Below are 17,683 nucleotides of genomic sequence, written 5' to 3' on the forward strand. Positions count from 1 at the left end.
CAGTGGCAGTAGATTGCCGGATACAGCAGGCATGGTAGAGGGGCTGCGACACATTATCCAGTGCCGCATTCTTGCAAATTTCCCTCAGTGTTTGTCTTCCCGCAATGTGTACAGGCCCTGCTTCAGCTTTAGTAGGTGCTCTTGCAACTGGGGGCCTTTGCGCTGGGCAACGCCGATGGCGAGCACATCAATCACCACTAGGTGGGCGATGCGTGAGGACAGTGGTGTATAGATCTCAATATCTTCTTCCACATCCACTTCTAGCGGGATACTGGCCTGCTGTGCCACCGGCGAACCGCTGGGTGCCAGGCCAACCACCAGAGCGCCCTGCTCCTTTGCCATGCTCATGGAGCGCAGTAGTGCCTTGGTGCGGCCACTCTGGGAGATAGCAACGACTACATCGCCCGGCTGCATAGACATGGCTGACATATTCTGGATGTGGTGGTCCGAGTGGGCGGCGGTGGCCAATTGCAGGCGGAAGAACTTGTGCTGGGCATCGGCGGCGACAGCACCAGAGGCGCCAAAGCCGAAGAATTCCACCCGCTTGGAAGCGGCCATCGCAGTGACAGCGGCCTCAAGGGCGCGGTCGTCAATTCTATCGCGCACTTTTAGCAAAGTATCTACTGTTGAGTCGAACACCTTGCGTTTGTACTCGGCAATGGTGTCGGTCTCGGTCACCGCGATTTGGCCGAAGCTGGGGCTGGAAGCCAGCTGTTGCGCCAGGTTCAACTTGAACTCCTGGAAGCCGGAACAGCCCACGGCGCGACAAAAGCGCACCACGGTCGGCTCGCTCACCTGGGCCTCGGTGGCCAGGTCGACGATGCGCATATGAATAATTTCATCGGGATTGGCGAGAATATACTCCGCCACCTTGCGCTCAGATTTGCGCATGGATGACAGTTGCTCACTGATTCGTTGCGTTACTTCCGCCGGTTTCACAGGACTTCCTTCTCTATGCCAGTTGGCGCAGTTTAGCCGCTGCGCCCCCGGCTGGCGAGGGGCTTTGCATTGTCAGCCGGGGTAAAATCCTGTTTATTTACACAGGTCTTATACAGCAGCTCTGGTACAATCTTCGCCCATGGACGTATCTCAGATTTTAGACCCCCTCAACGACGCCCAGCGCGAAGCGGTAGCTGCCGCGCCCGGCAATCAATTGGTTCTGGCCGGTGCCGGCTCGGGCAAGACCCGGGTGCTGGTACACCGCATCGCTTGGCTAATGCAGGTGGAGGGCGCCTCGCCCTACTCCATTATGGCGGTGACCTTTACCAACAAGGCGGCCCGCGAGATGCGCGCCCGTATCGAAGAGTTGCTGGGGGTGAATACCTTTGGCATGTGGGTGGGCACTTTCCACGGCCTGGCTCACCGCCTGCTCAAAGCCCACTGGCAAGAAGCCAAGTTGCCGCAGAACTTCCAGATTCTGGATTCCGACGACCAGCTGCGCCTGGTCAAGCGGGTACAGGCAGATCTGGGGCTGGACGATAAAAAGTGGCCGCCGCGGGAAACCCAGTGGTGGATTGGCGCGCAGAAAGATGAAGGCCTGCGCCCGCAATATATCAATGCCGGCGCCGATCCCTGGTTGCAGACCATGGTGCGCATCTACTTCGCCTATGAAGAGGCCTGTCAGCGCGGTGGGCTGGTAGATTTTGGCGAGTTGCTGCTGCGCGCCCACGAACTTTGGCTGAATAACGACAGTATTCTGGCCCACTACCGCCGGCGTTTCCCCCATATCCTGGTGGATGAGTTCCAGGATACCAACACGATTCAATACGCTTGGTTGCGCCTGCTCGCAGGGGAACAGTGCCATATCACCGCTGTGGGTGACGATGACCAGTCCATTTACGGTTGGCGCGGCGCCAAGATCGAGAATATCCAGCACTTTTCTACAGATCTGCGTGAAGTGCAGACGGTACGCCTGGAGCAGAATTATCGCTCCACCTCCACCATTCTGAATGCGGCCAACGCGGTGATCGCCAATAACAGCGGTCGTCTGGGCAAGGAGTTGTGGACCAAGGGGGAAGAAGGCGAGCCCATCGCCGTCTACGCCGCCTACAACGAGCAGGATGAGTCGCGCTTTATCGTCGAGCGTATCAATGATTGGGTGCGCGATGGCAATCGCCGCGACAGCATTGCCATCCTCTACCGCTCCAACGCCCAATCCCGGGTGCTTGAAGAGGGGCTACTGCGCGAACAGGTGCCCTACCGTATCTACGGTGGCCAGCGCTTCTACGATCGCCTGGAAATCAAAAATGCCCTGTCCTACCTGCGCCTGATCAGCAATCGCAATGATGACACTGCATTTGAACGGGTGGTGAATACCCCCACTCGTGGCATTGGTGCGCGCACGGTGGAAATGGTGCGCTCCTTTGCTCGCGAGCAGGGCTGTTCCTTGTGGCAGGCGGCCAAGCTGATGTTACAACAGCGCGTACTGGCTGCGCGCGCCGGTAATGCTCTGCAGAGCTTTCTGGATCTGATCAACCAGCTGGCTGCAAATGCGGAAGATAAAGAGCTGGATGCCATTGCCGAGGATGTGATCGAGACTAGCGGCCTGCTGGAATTCCACGGCAAAGAAAAAGGTGAGAAGGGCCAGACGCGGGTGGAGAACTTGCAGGAATTGGTCACTGCTTGTCGCTCTTTTGCCGGTGTGGACCTGCCCGAGGGGGAGGAAGATGAGGAGGAAATCCCTCTTCTTAACCAGTTCCTCGACAGCGCCGCCCTCGATGCCGGTGAAGGCCAGGCGGATGAGTTTGAAGATGCCGTCCAGCTGATGACCCTGCACTCTGCCAAGGGCCTGGAATTTCCTTTGGTGTTTATGGCGGGCGTGGAGGAAAACCTGTTCCCCCACAAGATGTCTGCACAGGAGCCCGGCCGTATGGAGGAAGAGCGGCGCCTCTGCTACGTGGGTATCACCCGCGCCATGTGTAAACTGTATATTACCTACGCGGAAAACCGGCGCCTGTTTGGCAGCGAGACCTACAACAGTCCGTCTCGCTTTATCGGTGAGATTCCGCCAAATTTGGTGCACGAAGTGCGCTTGAAGACCGAAATTTCCCGTCCCCTCTACCAGGCGGATTATGGCAAGGTGGGCCAGTTTTCCGACCCGGCGCCAGATTTCGATGATTTACCACCATTGGCACTGGGTGGCCGGGTTGAGCATGTCAGGTTCGGCGAGGGCACCGTAGTGCAGTTCGAAGGTAATGGCCCCCGTACACGTGTACAGGTCAATTTCGATGATGTTGGCAGTAAATGGCTGGTAGTGGCTATGGCTAAGCTGCAGCCTTTATAGATTGTTTGCTTTGATAAAAACCAAGTCAGATTAGAAATTTTTTCTGCACTGATTTTGGTTTTTCCCAAAATCCCGACCATTTAAAAAAGATCATTTATCGATGATCAGCGCCTTACAAGAAAAAAGATAATTAAAAGCGATGAAAAAAGTTAACTGGTATCCCGCTATTATTTTGGGCCTTATCGCCCTGCTCGTTATTACCTTTGCTGCACTGGTCACTTCCCGTGTGGCACAGGGCCCTGCACAACATTTTTCCGATAATGGCAACAAAGAGTTGTTTGAGTGGAAGCTTGTTACCACTTGGCCAAAAAATTTCCCCGGCCTCGGCCAGGCCCCGGAGCGCTTTGCAAAAAACGTTGAGTTGATGTCCTCCGGCCGCCTCAAAATTAAAGTTTATGGTGCGGGTGAGCTGGTACCCGCTCTGGGTATTTTTGGTGCGGTATCTGAGGGCGCTGCACAGATGGGACATGGTGCCGCCTATTATTGGAAAGGCAAGATTCCAGCGGCCCAGTTTTTTACCGCGGTACCGTTTGGTTTAAACGCCCAGGAAATGAATGGCTGGCTGCACCACGGTGGTGGTTTGGAACTCTGGAAAGAGATTTATGAACCGTTCAACCTGATCCCCCTAGCGGGTGGCTCCACTGGGGTACAGATGGCCGGCTGGTTTAACAAACCAATTAACTCTGTTAAGGATTTGCAGGGCTTAAAAATGCGAATTCCCGGTCTGGGCGGAGAAGTATTAAACCGGGCCGGCGGTACAGCTGTGACTATTCCCGGTGGTGAACTCTATACCGCGCTGCAGACTGGTGTTATTGATGCGACCGAGTGGGTTGGACCTTATAACGATCTCGCTTTCGGTTTCCATCAGGTTGCCGAGTACTACTACTATCCCGGCTGGCATGAACCCGGCTCAATGATGGAATTTATCGTCAATAAAAAAGCCTTTGAGAAATTGCCCAAAGACCTACAGGCCATTGTGCGCGTGGCTGCCCGCGAAGCAAACCAGGACATGTTGGATGAGTACACCGCTCGTAATAATCGCGCCCTGCGTGAGCTGGTGGAAACACATGGAGTCAAAGTTAAGCGTTTACCAGACGATGTACTTGCCCATTTAAAGCAGATCAATACTCAGCTGATGCAAGAGACCGCAAATAAGGACCCAGAATTTGCGCGTATCTATAAAGCCTTTAAGGATTTTGAGCGGGATGTGCGGCCCTATCACCAGATAAGTGAAGAGGCTTATTACCAGGCGCGTGAACTTGATGGGGAAAGCAAGAAACAGGAATAAAAGGCAAAATTAATATCATAGAAGGGAAACTGGTTTAAGGCAGTTTCCCGAAATAGTTTTGCAAGTCGTTTCAGGGCAGTGGTCTGGTATGCCCTCTATCGTCGATAGCGACAAAAACAAACTCACCCTCGGTGACCTTTACCTGCTCACCAGAGTCCACCCGTGTCAGCCATACCTCAACCATTGTTCTAATAGAGGAACGCCCTACCTCTATAGCCTCGGCATAACAGCTGACCGTAGAGCCAACCGGAACCGGGCGTAAGAACACCATACTGCCGACCGCTACGGTAGTTACCCTGCCGCGCGCAATGCTTTGGGCCAAGATTGCTCCAGCCAGGTCCATTTGCGACATCAGCCAACCAGCGAATACATCCCCCTGGGGATTGGTATCACGGGGCATAGCCAGGGTTTGCAGGGTAAGCGTGCCTGTTGGTTGCGGGTTTTCATCAAGGGCTGAAAGTGCGGACATCGACTACTCACAGATTGTTAGAGTTATTGGTTTCCACCTGAGGGAAGGTGGCGCATTCTAGCACAAATTGAGTAGTATTTGACCAGTGCTTGTCTGAGTTTTTCCAACGAAAACGAGTGAAGTTTTTCCCAGCCACCCCCTAGGTGGCCGGGAAATTAGTGACAAGAGCCCTAAAGTGCCTCTATTGCCAACAGATTGTCGTCCGGGTTTTTGTCGATCATCTTGATATAGGGATCAAAGCCAGCAATGCTCGGTTTGCCCTTCACCTCAAACTCCAGCAGGGTGGTCTCTTCACTGATCTCCTGTTTGGCCAAGTAGAGCACATTGTCTGAACTGGTGTTCTTGTCGGGATCTTCTGCAAAAATGGCAACATCTATCCAGTTATTGATGGGAATTTCTTGTTCCTGTCCATCCCCTTCGGCTTCATATTTGTGCGCTTCCAGCTCCAGTAATACGCGATAATTGCCGTTCTCCAACAGCTCATAGGTGGCATTTGCGACTTTGAGATCAAAGAGGACTACTCGCTCCAGCATATCGGTGATCAGCTCTTGCTGGGTGGGGGCGGCGTGGGCTCGGAGTCTTGCCACTAAATCCATGCTGGTGGGATAGGGATCACTGGAGAAGCCTTTTTCTTTTAACAGGGAAGCCAAAGCCGCATTGACGGCATCTTCACCCATCGCATCCTTAAGGGCGTACATCGCTAGCGAGCCCTTGTCGTAATGGATATAGGTCTGGTTTTCGTTGCGAGATAAAGGTAACTCCTCAAGCAACTCGGTACCCCGAGCGCTCAGGTAGCCATCTAGCTCATATTTGAGGAAACGACGCATTTTTTCAGGGCCGTATTCCCGCTCCATCACCATTAGTGCTGAGTATTGCGCCAGGGTTTCAGACAGTAGAGTCGCTCCCTGTACATTGGCGCCAATCAATTGATGCGCCCACCACTGGTGCGCCACCTCGTGGGCGGTTACATAGAAGACGTAATCAATCTCATCCGGGTCCCGCAGATCGGCGACAAAACCGATAGATTCAGAGAAAGGTACGGTGTTGGGGAATGCCTGGGCAAAGGATTCATAGCCTGGGAACTCGACGATACGCAGTTGGCGATACTGATAAGGGCTGAATGCCTCACTGAAATACTCCAGGGACTTTTTCACTCCCTCAACCATACGATCTATGTTGTAGTCGTGGGGCTTGTGGTGGTAGACCTCAATGGCAACGTCCTGCCATTTATCTTTGACCACTGTGTAGTCCGCTGAAAGGTAGGAAAAAAAGTTGTGAATGGGCGCGTCCATCTTGTAATGAAAGTAATGGCGCTCTCCCTCCTGCCAGTCTTTTTGTAGGTAGCCGGGGGCCAGTGCTATCTGTCCCAAGGAAGTACTGACGGTGGTTTCAAAGTTGATCCAGTCGGAGTCGCTGCGAAGATAGGATTTTCGGTAGTGCTCTTTGTCCTCCAGTTTGGGCATACGCTGCGGCGGCGGTAGATCGTGCTTTTTACGCAGGTGACGATCAGTCAACTCAAAATTGCTGTTGTAACCGATAAAGGGCAGCGCTTCGTAGTTATTAAAGAAGGTACCGTTCTGCACCAAGGTGGTGGAGGAGCCGGAGTTCATAAAGCCGCGATTGATCCTGCTCAGATCAAACTCCAGCGTGAGGGACTGGCCGGATTCAAGTGGGCGATCCAGCTCGAAGAAATAGTGTCCGAACTGCTCGTCCTTTTCGCGTAACTTGGCCTGATTTAGGGATAACTGGTTAACTGTAAGGCCGCGATCCAGCCCTATAACTACCTCATCAATCGACTCCTCACGCTTGTTAACCAGGAAGTAGCGGCCGCGCACTTCATAGCGGCGTTCATTGGGGAAGATATCCACATCCACTTTGACATCGGTGATATGTGGTGCGAGTTTATCCTCCAGGGCCTTGTATTTCTTCTCATAGTTTGCGGCCAGTCGCTCACGATCCTTGCTGGTTTCGTAGTGATTGAGAATATTGGTGTTGTAGAAAATAAAGGCGCCCGTGCCGATAAACAGTAGCAGGGTTGTGGAGGCAGTTAATCGACTGGAAAGCCCCAGTTGGAAGCGCAGGGCTTTGACCCGGCTAGTTAGAGGAGCCAGGGTACCGCGCTGCCAGAGCCCGTAACTCAAGATGGCCAGTATCAGGCTGAAGCTGATCCAATATAACGCAAACCAAGCCCGACCCTGATCAAAGTGACCATAACCATTCATATCCGAGTAAGGTGCGGCGTTCCAGTCTGCAAATTGATAGAGGTTGTGTTCGAACCCAAGGCCATCAAGGACACTGGAGCTAATTAAGTAGCCCACCATCAGTAGCATGCCGAGGAATTTATTGCGGGTTATCACCTGGGCAAAGATAGATAGGACTGCCATCAAGTAAAACGGCAGCGCAAACTGATACCAGAGTCCGTAAAAATACAGTCCAGGCTCAAGCGTTGTATATCCCTTGCCCAGCTGTACAGCCACAGTGGTAAGCATGCAGGCTATCAGGATACCGGCCAGAACCACCAGCATTGCAATAAACTTGCTCGCTACGAAAATCCAGCTGGGTGTGGGCACGGCATCCATAATTTCATGGCAACCGGCCTGGCGTTCTCGCCACACCAATTCAGCCCCATAGTAGATCAGAATAATCAACATGATGAGGCTAAAAGCACCTTCTATCAGACTGACCATAGAACGAGTCACCGGGTATACCGAGGTGCCAAATACTGCCTCCAGGCTCAGGGATGCGCCCAAGACATTCAGAACACCCAGTGCCAGGATTACCCAAAAAGCTAGGCTTTTTACTACTGCTTTTACTTCAAAACCGCAGCGTATACGGAATTGTTGCCAAACCGTGGCTGCCCCAAAGTTTGGAGTAATTCGCGGTAGGGGCTTGATGTACCTAGGTATCTCACTGTCTGCGGCTTCTGTGGTGCGGCGGCGCGACCAGAGAGATTTACGTTCGGCAAATGAAAAGCATTTATAGCCTAAGCCGATAAATAATAAGCTGGCGCCCAGCCATAGTAAGCGGTTGATTAGAAAGTTTCCCTCTAGTGCGATCATAGAGGTATTGCGATCGAAAGCGGTCCAGTAGCGAGTTGTCTCCTGGAAGGCGGCGATACCAAAGGGGTCAGCCAGTGCGGCAGCACTTCGATAGGCGGGTTCATCCATGATTCCCTGGCTGGTGAAATAGAGTATCAGGAAGGCGATCAACCCCAGGTAAGTGGCCATCATGCTGCGAGTTATGGCTGCCAGGCTAAAAAACATGGCGCTGCAAAACAGCATGGTGGGAAAGATAAGTATGAATAAGGTTTGCAGGTAGTGGGATATTTGAGTGGGGCCCAAGCGCTCTGGGTCTAGCCAAGGCATCCATGAACCGAACAGCATACCCAGCGCCGTAGATGAGAAAGCCAGAAAGGCCACGGCGAATGATCCTGTGAAGCGCCCCAATAAATAATCACGCTTATTAATAGGGGTACTGAAGACAATACCTTCCATTTTCATATCGCGATCACGCAGCACCGGATTGGCTGCGAAGGCGGCAGTGATAAAAATACTGAAAACGCACATTACTAACAGGGTTAGCATAATCGCGTAGGGAGAGTTGATCAGGGTGCTACCTCCACCGCCGCCGATCTGTATATTGTCGACGGTCATAGCACCAAAAGTCAGTAGAAAAAATACCAGGCTGGTCACATAAAACAGTGGCTGGCGCAACTGGTAGTGAAATTCAAACTTAGCAACCGATAAAAACATTTAGAAATCCTCCCCCACCTCAAGCGACGCTAGCCACTTGAGCTTTTTTATTGCTAAACAGGGTGGAGAAGTAGACATCTTCAAGGTCCGGTTGCAGCTGCTCAAAGCCTACTGCCGGTTGGGTATCTGCCAGCGCATGCACAACATGGCGCCCGGCTAATAAACGAGTGGAAATCACATCAAAATTATTGTGGCATTCTTCCAGCTCAGATTTATCGACGGTGCGCCGCCATACACGCCCTTGCAATTTAGAGATAAGTTCTTCGGGTTTACCTTGGGCCACAATTTGACCTGCGGCCAGGATCGCCATATTGGGGCACAGATCGGCAACATCTTCGACAATATGGGTGGAAAGAATTACCACTACGTTTTCGCCAATTTCGCTAAGCAGGTTGTGAAAGCGATTGCGCTCCTGAGGGTCGAGACCAGCGGTAGGCTCGTCGACAATAATCAGGCGTGGGTCGCCGATCAGGGCTTGGGCAATACCAAAGCGCTGGCGCATACCCCCAGAGTAACCGCTTAGGTTTTTTTTGCGATCCTTAAATAAATTGGTCTGGTGCAGTAATTCAGCCACCATTTCGTGACGCTCTTTGCGATTACTAATACCTTTTAGAACTGCCATATGATCGAGCATATCTTCGGCACTGATTCTCGGATAAACCCCGAAATCCTGTGGTAGATAACCCAAGGTGCTGCGAATTTTCTGAGGGTTACTGGCCACATCGATACCATCAAAAGTGATGGAGCCGCTGTCTGCAAATTGCAGCGTGGCGATAGTACGCATTAAAGAAGACTTGCCGGCGCCATTGGGGCCGAGTAATCCGAACATACCCTTGGGAATATCCAAATTGACGTTTTTAAGCGCATGCACGCCGTTATCGTAGGTCTTGGAAAGACTAGTTATATTTAGCATTTTTTAAATCCTTTTTAATTTTTTATTCGTGCTTGGATATCGATAGCAGTATTTAATTCCTTTTGATGGGTCTATTTTTTTAAGGAAAGATATCCGCAGAGGTTTATTGATGGTCTGGCGAGCAAATTAAAAATTGAATGCCAATTTAGCAGGTGCTGGTGACTTGCCGTAGGGAATCAAGATGTGCCGATGAATTTAAGGGGCGAAGGGTTTATTAAGTTTCAATGTTAGTACGATCGTTTTGGGCTGGATCCAATCGGTAGCGATACAAGGTCTTATCACTACCGATCGTTGTCTTTTGGGTTAATTCTGAACCACCCCCGGCAACCAAGTCACCAGAGCAGGCCAGAGTGCTAGGAGGCACAAAATCAACAGCTGAATAGCGATAAATGGCATAACGCCGCGATAGATAGCGGAAGTGGCCACTGAACTTGGCGCAACGCCGCGAAGATAAAACAATGCAAATCCAAAGGGTGGAGTAAGGAAGGAAGTCTGCAAGTTGATTGCAATCATGATGCCCAGCCAAATCGGGTCCACACCCATCGCCAACAACACCGGCCCAACAATGGGCACCACCACAAAGGTGATCTCAATAAAGTCGAGAATGAAACCGAGCAAGAAGATCACCAGCATGACCAGCAAGGTCGCACCAATAACACCCCCAGGCAGACTGTGGAAAATACTGGTGACAAGTTCTTCACCGCCATATCCACGGAAGACCAGTGAGAACAATGAAGCACCAATAAGAATGGCAAACACCATCGCGCTTACCTGTAGAGTGCTGCGACCCACCTCCCCCGCTTGCGCCCAATGCAGAGCACCGCGACTGTAAGCCAGTAATCCCGCCCCCAGAGCACCTACGGCGGCGGCTTCTGTAGGCGTTGCGGCACCGGTAATAATTGAACCCAGCACTAATAGCATCAAAGCGATAGGAGGAAAAAGGCTACTCAGTAGCGGCCAAACTTCCAGAGGTTGCTGCTGCGCGGTCTTGGCCTTACTCGGAGAACGGCGCGCCACGAACAATAGATAAACAATGTAGGCTGCTACCAGCAATAGGCCGGGAATAATGGCACCGATAAAAAGGTCACCAACGCTGACCGGCTTGGGGTTAAAGATACCTGCGGATAGTTGTGCCTGCTGGTAGGCGTTGGAGAGAGTATCCCCAAGCAGCACCAGAGCAATAGAGGGGGGAATAATCTGCCCGAGGGTGCCGGTGGCGCAGATGGTGCCAGTGGCTAGCTTTGGGGAGTAGCCCTGTTTCAACATGGTGGGCAGGGACATTAAACCCATAGTCACCACGGTGGCGCCCACAATACCGGTACTAGCGGCCAGAAGTGCGCCGACAACTACTACAGAAATGGCCATACCCGCCGGCGCACCCATAAATACTTTGGTCAGATTAACCAACAAGTCTTCGGCGATTTTTGCTCTCTCGAGAATGACTCCCATCAAGACAAAGAGCGGCACGGCAACCAAGGTGCCGTTTTGCATAATGCCGTAGAGGCGGTCGGGGAAGGCACGCAGTAGCTCGGCATCGAAAGCGCCATACACGATACCCAACCCGGCGGTGATTAGGGCCGTACCGGCGAGCGTGAAAGCTACCGGGTAACCGAACATCAGTAGCCCGCAAACGGCGGCAAACATCAATAGAGGTATCAGCTCGATCATGCCTCTGCCTCCTCCACCTGCTTGAGCAATCGTGGTTTCGCTACAGATTCGCTTACCGGGCTTGAAACCTCCATAAGCTGTAGCAGAGCACGAATAAACTGGGCGGTGCCGGCGAGACCGAGGGTTACTGCCGCGAGGGGAATCAGACTTTTCAGCAGGAAAACACCGGGAAGGCCGCCGGCATTGGCGCTCTCCTCAAGCACTGACCAACTATTCAGAGCAAACTGCCAGCTGCTCAGCAACATAAAAGTGCAGACTGGCAAAAGAAATAGCAGAAAACCCAGAGCATTAACCCAAGCCTTACCCCTGGGACCCATTCGCCGATAGAAGACATCGACACGCACGTGGGCGTCGGTTTGCAGCGCATAGGCCAGGCCCAACATAAAGGCGGCACCGTGCAGATAGATTACGGACTCCTGTAGCGCTATGGAGCCACTGTCGAACAGGTGGCGCAGAGCCACAACGCAGGACTGTATTAAGACCATGGCCCAGGTAAACCAGGCGAGCAGGTGGCCGGTGCGACTGGATAGACTCTCCAGTGCACGCGCTCCACGCATCAGAAATAGCATGGGGGCTTCTCTCTTTACATCTTATTGTTATCTCGTTTGTATGCAGGTTACCGCTTTGCCTGCCCGGGCACCAGCGGGGTAAATTTCCGGCTGTAACTTTTTTGTCATGTTTTATTCATAGAATCGTCATCCGTTGTTCCTAGCATCGCCGCGTGAAATAAAAAACACTCATCGGAGTTACACATGAACAAGCAAATTTTGGCTACTTCCCTGGCGGCATTGACCCTTGCCACCTCTCAGGTAGCCCTGGCGGCTCGCGACTACATCAGTGTTGTGGGTTCTTCCACTGTTTACCCTTTTACCACCACTGTGGCGGAGCGTTTCAGCCGTGCTACCCAGTTCAAGACTCCGGTAGTTGAATCCACAGGTACTGGCGGCGGCATGAAGCTGTTCTGTCAGGGCGTTGGTGAAAGCACTGCAGACATCACTGGTGCTTCCCGCCGCATTAAGCAGTCCGAGCTGGAAATGTGTAACGGCAACGGCGTTGATGTTGTGGAAGTACAGATTGGCTACGACGGTATCGTGCTGGCCAATGCTAAGAAAGCAACTCCTTTCAAGCTTTCCCGCAAAGATATTTTCCTGGCCCTGGCAAAAGAAGTACCGAACCCGGACGGTTCCGAAACGCTGGTAGCTAACCCTTACAAGACCTGGAAAGACGTAAATCCTGCGCTGCCCAATACCAAAATTGAAGTTTTGGGGCCGCCCCCCACTTCCGGTACCCGCGATGCCTTCGCGGAGCTGGCAATGGAAGGTGGTTGTAAGAAATTTGGCTGGATCAAGGCCATGAAGAAAAAAGACAAGAGCGCTTATAAGGCGATCTGTCACAACGTACGCGAAGACGGCGCTTATGTTGAAGCCGGTGAGAACGATAACCTGATCGTCAACAAGTTGGTTGCCAATCCAAATGCCCTGGGCATCTTTGGTTTCAGCTTCCTCGACCAGAATGCCGATAAAGTACAAGGCTCTTTGATCGAAGGACAGGCTCCGACTTTCGATTCTATCGCCGATCAGAGATATCCAGTTTCCCGCCCGCTGTTTATTTACGTGAAGAAGGCACATGCCGACGTAGTGCCAGGTATCAAGCAGTTCCTGGCGGAGTTCACCAATGAGCGCGCTTGGGGTGATGAAGGTTACCTGACTGACAAAGGTATGATCCCGTTGCCCCAAGAGAAACGCCAGAAAATTGCTACTGACGTTCGCAAACTGAATGCCCTGAGCAATCTTGCTGCGAAGTAAATTTATCCTGGAGTAGTACAGTCAAAGGGAATTGACGGCCAAGCTCGAGAGGGCTTGGCCGTTTTTATGAAAGCCAAGTGGAAACACAGGGAAAAGTCGGGATAATGCCGACATCGACATTTTTAGCACGGTAATTCAATGCAAACCCCCACACTGTTCGCCCTTTTGCTGCTGTTGATTTTAGTGGCCTACGGTACCGGCTTTAGTCGTGCACTGAGTGCAGCGCGCAGCCGAGGAGGCCTGCGTAATCTGGCCTCACTGCCCAGCTATCACGGATTATTTACCGCGCTTTGGTGTGGTTTACCGGCACTTTTACTACTGGGTGCCTGGCTGATTTTTGACGATGCCATTATTCGCTCTATGGTGATGCACAGCATCGCCGATAAGCCCGATACCATTGCCGGGCAGAACCTGCTCTATGCACAAATTCAAAACCTTGCCGCTGGCCATTTGGTGGGAGAGTCATCTCCACAGTTACAGTCGGCTGCCGAGCACCTCAGTCAGTTGCGCAATAATTCCAATACTCTACAGGCCTTTTTAAGCCTGGTATTGGCGGTGGGCCTGGGGGCATTTGCACTGTTGCGTTTTTCTCCGGAGCTGCGTGCCCGTGAGAAAGTGGAAAAAGTCCTGAAGGCTATTCTGATTACCTGTGCCTGCGCCGCGATTTTTACCACTGTGGGTATTTTGTTCTCGGTACTGTTTGAGTCGCTGCGCTTTTTCCAGTCGGTGCCAGTGACTGAATTCTTGTTCGGCCTGCACTGGAGCCCGCAGATGGCCCTGCGTGCCGATCAGGTTGGTTCCAGCGGAGCCTTTGGTGCGGTACCCCTGTTTACCGGCACCCTGATGGTTTCCGCAATCGCCATGTTGGTGGCGGTGCCTGTGGGCCTGATGGCCGCTATTTATCTGGCCGAGTACGCCAGCAAGCGCGTGCGCAACGTAGCCAAGCCTATTTTGGAAATTCTCGCCGGTGTACCTACCGTGGTATACGGCTTTTTTGCGGCACTGACTGTTGCCCCATTTATTCGCGACCTGGCCACCTCAATGGGTTTACAGGCCTCCAGTGAGAGCGCCCTGGCCGCTGGCCTGGTAATGGGGATTATGATTATCCCATTTGTCTCTTCATTATCTGACGATGTTATTAATGCAGTTCCGCAATCCCTGCGCGATGGCGCTCTGGGGTTGGGTTCAACCCAATCGGAAACCGTGCGCAAGGTGGTGATTCCCGCCGCCTTGCCGGGCATTGTCGGCGGTGTACTCTTGGCGGTATCTCGCGCAATTGGTGAAACGATGATCGTAGTGATGGCCGCGGGCCTCGCCGCCAACCTGACTGCGAACCCTCTGGATTCGGTCACCACTGTTACCGTGCAAATTGTGACACTACTGGTCGGCGACCAGGAGTTTGACAGTCCCAAGACCCTGGCCGCATTTGCGCTTGGCCTGATGCTATTTATCTCCACTCTGGTGCTGAACTTTATCGCCCTGCACGTAGTGAAAAAATACCGGGAGCAGTATGACTAACCTCACCCAGACGCAGGTTCGTGAGCGCATCGAGAAGCGCCTTGCCAGCCGCCATCGCAAGGAAAAACTGTTTCGCGGGCTGGGCATTGCCAGTATCGCTTTCGGCATACTCGCGGTTGTCATTCTATTCAGCGATATTATCAGCAAGGGTAGCGGCGCCTTTGTGCAGACCGCCATTGAGCTGGAAGTGCACTACGATGCGCAGGTACTCGGTATTGAGAAGGTCGATGACGAGAGCCTTGCCTGGGCCAATTTCACTGGGGTGATCCGCGCGGCGTTGCGCGAGCGTTTTCCCTCGGTGACTGGCCGCAGTGACAAGCGTGAGCTCTATAGCCTGGTCTCCTCGGGGGCACCCTTTAACCTGCGTGATCGCCTGGCTGCAAACCCAGAGCTACTCGGTACGAGCGAGAAAGTATGGTTTGCCGCTGACGACGATGTGGATACTTTTGTTAAAAGCCTGAAGGATTCTAAAGAGGGCTTCCGTGGCCGCACATCCGAACAGAAAGCCGGCTGGATCGAACAGTTGCTACAAAGTGGCGAACTGAAGAAGCGTTTTAATACCACTTTTTTTACCAACGGCGATTCGCGCGAGCCGGAACAGGCAGGTATCCGCGCCGCTTTGATGGGCTCGCTGTTTACATTGCTGGTGACTTTGGCGCTGTCTTTCCCAATCGGGGTGGCTGCCGCTATCTACCTGGAAGAATACGCGCCGAAGAATCGTTGGACCGATTTGATTGAGGTGAATATCAATAACCTCGCGGCAGTGCCGTCCATCGTATTCGGCTTGCTGGGGCTGGCGATCTTTATCAACTTTTTTGAGTTGCCGCGCTCTGCGCCTCTGGTTGGCGGTCTGGTACTTACCCTGATGACGTTACCGACAATTATTATTTCCAGCCGTGCGGCGTTGAAGGCGGTGCCGCCTTCGATTCGCGAAGCGGCGATGGGTATGGGTGCCTCGCGTATGCAGGTGGTTTTCCACCATGTATTGCCGTTGGCCATGCCCGGTATGCTCACCGGTGCGATTATTGGTATGGCCCAGGCCCTGGGTGAGACCGCGCCCCTTCTGATGATCGGTATGGTTGCCTTTATTGTGGATGTACCCGGCGGAGTTACCGATCCGGCCACGGTATTGCCGGTACAGATTTTCCTCTGGGCCGACAGCCCAGAGCGCGCCTTTGTGGAGCGTACCTCTGCAGCCATTATGGTGCTGCTGAGTGTATTGATTCTTATGAATACCAGTGCAGTAATGCTGCGCAAGAAACTTGAGCGCCGCTGGTAACAGCGCGGATAATCGGAAAACAGGATTATTTATGAGTACCATGACCCTGGATGCCGCCGGACATTCTGAAGCGGCGCAACCCGAACTGACCGGTGAAAAAATGGCAGTGAGCCAAGCCGAGGTGCGGAAAACAGTGGGCCAGCCCTTTACTGATACCGCCAAGTTACGCATGCGCAATGTGAATGTGTTCTACGGTGAAACCCAGGCTATTCACAATGTGGGCCTGGATATCGGCCGCAATGAAGTTGTGGCGATGATCGGCCCATCCGGTTGTGGTAAGTCCACTTTCCTGCGTTGCCTCAACCGCATGAATGACACCATCGAAGGCTGTCGGGTGGAGGGCGAACTGAGCCTGGATGGCGACCCCATTTATGGTCCCAAGGTGGATGTTGTGCCTTTACGCGCTCGGGTGGGGATGGTGTTCCAGAAGCCCAATCCCTTCCCCAAGTCTATCTATGAAAATGTGGCCTACGGCCCCAAAATCCACGGGATCGCCAGCCGCCGCGCCGACCTGGATGAAATTGTGGAAAACAGCCTGCGCCGCGCCGGCCTCTGGGATGAAGTTAAGGACCGTTTGGACAAGCCGGGCACCGGCCTGTCTGGCGGTCAGCAGCAGCGTCTGTGTATCGCCCGAGCCATTGCCGTGAGCCCGGAGGTTATCCTGATGGATGAGCCCTGTTCCGCCCTGGACCCGATCGCTACTGCGCGTATTGAGGAGCTGATCGATGAGTTGCGCGAGAACTACACTATTGCCATCGTGACCCATTCCATGCAGCAGGCGGCCCGCGTTAGTCAGCGCACGGCTTACTTCCACCTGGGGCACCTGGTTGAAGTCAACGATACAGAGACCGTGTTCACCAATCCGGAGCACGAACTAACCGAAGCCTACATTACCGGCCGCTTCGGCTAAGCCAATCTTGCTCCGAGGGATAACTATGGAAATGCACTTCGATCAGCATATCTCCCGCCAGTTCAACGAGGACCTGGAGGGAATCAAGACCGAGATGTTGGAAATGGGCGGCATGGTCGCCCGCCAAGTGGCTGACGCCGTCGATGCCCTGTCGAATGCCGACAGCCAGCTCGCCGAGGAAGTCCTGCGCGTCGAAGAGGAAATCGACAAGTGCGAGATGGCCCTGGACGAACACGCGACTTTAATCATCGCCAAGCGCCAGCCCGCCGCTTCGGATCTGCGTATGGTGATGTCGGTAACCCGTATCGCCCGCGACCTGGAGCGTATCGGTGATGAGGCCAGCAAAATCGCGAAAATGGCGATTGCCCTGACCGATGAAGGCACCTCACCGCGCGGCTATACCGAGATACGCCATCTGGCAAATGCTGTACGCAAAATGCTCAACGACGCCCTGGATGCCTACACTCGTTTCGATGTGGAGTCCGCATTGCGCACCCTCGCCGAGGATGAACAGGTGGACATGGATTACCGCACCGCCGTCCGTGAGCTGGTGACTTATATGATGGAAGATCCGCGCAGTATTTCCCGCGTCATTAATGTGCTGTGGACACTGCGCTCACTGGAGCGTATCGGTGACCACGCCAAGAATATTTGTGAGCAGGTAGTCTACTTGGTGGAGGGGGCGGATATTCGCCACGGCCACGAGAGGAATTTGAATTTAAGGAAATCCTAAGTTTCCTCAGCCAAAGAAAGGTCGCTCATAGCGGCCTTTTTTATTGCAGGCAGATTTTAAGAACT

At 53.1% G+C, this 17,683-nt stretch carries 13 protein-coding genes; 7 read left to right on the plus strand and 6 right to left on the minus strand.

Annotation, left to right across the window (positions count from 1 at the left end; genetic code table 11):
• Positions 1-84: 84 nt before the first annotated feature.
• The gene (gene hexR, locus ACJJIV_RS11225; protein WP_108735063.1) at positions 85-939 is read right to left on the minus strand and encodes a transcriptional regulator HexR; all 855 of its coding nucleotides are present in this window, start codon (positions 937-939) and stop codon (positions 85-87) included.
• Positions 940-1,078: 139 nt separating this feature from the next.
• On the opposite strand from hexR, the gene uvrD reads away from it, so the two are divergent.
• Entirely contained in the window at positions 1,079-3,283 is a 2,205-nt protein-coding gene (gene uvrD / locus ACJJIV_RS11230; protein WP_444889014.1) for a DNA helicase II, read from the plus strand.
• Between the two features lie 139 nt (positions 3,284-3,422).
• Complete coding sequence (locus ACJJIV_RS11235; protein WP_252083924.1) at positions 3,423-4,571, plus strand: TRAP transporter substrate-binding protein; 1,149 nt, start codon at positions 3,423-3,425, stop codon at positions 4,569-4,571.
• 70 nt (positions 4,572-4,641) lie between these two features.
• Here the strand turns inward: ACJJIV_RS11235 and ACJJIV_RS11240 are convergent, their stop codons facing one another.
• From ACJJIV_RS11240 to ACJJIV_RS11260, 5 genes are all read right to left on the minus strand, one after another.
• On the minus strand, positions 4,642-5,040 hold the full coding sequence (locus ACJJIV_RS11240; RefSeq protein WP_152455932.1) for an acyl-CoA thioesterase: 399 nt from the start codon (positions 5,038-5,040) through the stop codon (positions 4,642-4,644).
• A gap of 170 nt (positions 5,041-5,210) precedes the next feature.
• On the minus strand, positions 5,211-8,792 hold the full coding sequence (locus ACJJIV_RS11245) for an ABC transporter permease/M1 family aminopeptidase (RefSeq protein WP_444889015.1): 3,582 nt from the start codon (positions 8,790-8,792) through the stop codon (positions 5,211-5,213).
• Between the two features lie 19 nt (positions 8,793-8,811).
• Positions 8,812-9,705, minus strand: coding sequence for an ABC transporter ATP-binding protein (locus tag ACJJIV_RS11250; protein WP_444889016.1), 894 nt, complete (start codon positions 9,703-9,705; stop codon positions 8,812-8,814).
• Positions 9,706-10,008: 303 nt separating this feature from the next.
• Positions 10,009-11,373, minus strand: coding sequence for a TRAP transporter large permease (locus tag ACJJIV_RS11255; protein ID WP_444889017.1), 1,365 nt, complete (start codon positions 11,371-11,373; stop codon positions 10,009-10,011).
• Positions 11,370-11,942 (minus strand): TRAP transporter small permease subunit, encoded by a 573-nt coding sequence (locus ACJJIV_RS11260; RefSeq protein WP_252083918.1) that lies wholly within the window; start codon positions 11,940-11,942, stop codon positions 11,370-11,372. Before ACJJIV_RS11260 ends, ACJJIV_RS11255 begins: the two co-directional genes overlap by 4 nt.
• Before the next feature lie 183 nt (positions 11,943-12,125).
• Between ACJJIV_RS11260 and ACJJIV_RS11265 the strand changes: the two genes are divergently transcribed.
• The 5 genes from ACJJIV_RS11265 to phoU all read left to right on the plus strand — a co-directional run bounded on the left by ACJJIV_RS11265 (position 12,126) and on the right by phoU (position 17,618).
• Positions 12,126-13,178: a PstS family phosphate ABC transporter substrate-binding protein gene (locus ACJJIV_RS11265; protein WP_252083916.1), complete on the plus strand. Its 1,053-nt coding sequence runs from the start codon at positions 12,126-12,128 to the stop codon at positions 13,176-13,178.
• A gap of 138 nt (positions 13,179-13,316) precedes the next feature.
• Positions 13,317-14,696: a phosphate ABC transporter permease subunit PstC gene (pstC, locus tag ACJJIV_RS11270; RefSeq protein ID WP_252083915.1), complete on the plus strand. Its 1,380-nt coding sequence runs from the start codon at positions 13,317-13,319 to the stop codon at positions 14,694-14,696.
• The gene (gene pstA / locus ACJJIV_RS11275; RefSeq protein WP_252083914.1) at positions 14,689-15,975 is read left to right on the plus strand and encodes a phosphate ABC transporter permease PstA; all 1,287 of its coding nucleotides are present in this window, start codon (positions 14,689-14,691) and stop codon (positions 15,973-15,975) included. The genes pstC and pstA overlap by 8 nt, the downstream gene beginning before the upstream one ends.
• A gap of 31 nt (positions 15,976-16,006) precedes the next feature.
• On the plus strand, positions 16,007-16,885 hold the full coding sequence (pstB, locus tag ACJJIV_RS11280; protein WP_252083913.1) for a phosphate ABC transporter ATP-binding protein PstB: 879 nt from the start codon (positions 16,007-16,009) through the stop codon (positions 16,883-16,885).
• A gap of 25 nt (positions 16,886-16,910) precedes the next feature.
• Positions 16,911-17,618, plus strand: a complete 708-nt coding sequence (gene phoU / locus ACJJIV_RS11285; RefSeq protein WP_252083912.1) for a phosphate signaling complex protein PhoU — start codon at positions 16,911-16,913, stop codon at positions 17,616-17,618.
• Positions 17,619-17,683: the final 65 nt, after the last annotated feature.

The sequence above is a fragment of the Microbulbifer mixtoriginis (SeqCode) genome, assembly GCF_052466765.1.

Coding starts and splice junctions, on each gene's coding strand:
- ACJJIV_RS11245 (WP_444889015.1), bottom strand. CDS start 8,792: ATGTTTTTATCGGTTGCTAAGTTTGAATTTCACTACCAGTTGCGCCAG.
- ACJJIV_RS11240 (WP_152455932.1), bottom strand. CDS start 5,040: ATGTCCGCACTTTCAGCCCTTGATGAAAACCCGCAACCAACAGGCACG.
- ACJJIV_RS11265 (WP_252083916.1), top strand. CDS start 12,126: ATGAACAAGCAAATTTTGGCTACTTCCCTGGCGGCATTGACCCTTGCC.
- ACJJIV_RS11255 (WP_444889017.1), bottom strand. CDS start 11,373: ATGATCGAGCTGATACCTCTATTGATGTTTGCCGCCGTTTGCGGGCTA.
- uvrD (WP_444889014.1), top strand. CDS start 1,079: ATGGACGTATCTCAGATTTTAGACCCCCTCAACGACGCCCAGCGCGAA.
- phoU (WP_252083912.1), top strand. CDS start 16,911: ATGGAAATGCACTTCGATCAGCATATCTCCCGCCAGTTCAACGAGGAC.
- pstB (WP_252083913.1), top strand. CDS start 16,007: ATGAGTACCATGACCCTGGATGCCGCCGGACATTCTGAAGCGGCGCAA.
- ACJJIV_RS11235 (WP_252083924.1), top strand. CDS start 3,423: ATGAAAAAAGTTAACTGGTATCCCGCTATTATTTTGGGCCTTATCGCC.
- pstA (WP_252083914.1), top strand. CDS start 14,689: ATGACTAACCTCACCCAGACGCAGGTTCGTGAGCGCATCGAGAAGCGC.
- ACJJIV_RS11260 (WP_252083918.1), bottom strand. CDS start 11,942: ATGCTATTTCTGATGCGTGGAGCGCGTGCACTGGAGAGTCTATCCAGT.
- pstC (WP_252083915.1), top strand. CDS start 13,317: ATGCAAACCCCCACACTGTTCGCCCTTTTGCTGCTGTTGATTTTAGTG.
- ACJJIV_RS11250 (WP_444889016.1), bottom strand. CDS start 9,705: ATGCTAAATATAACTAGTCTTTCCAAGACCTACGATAACGGCGTGCAT.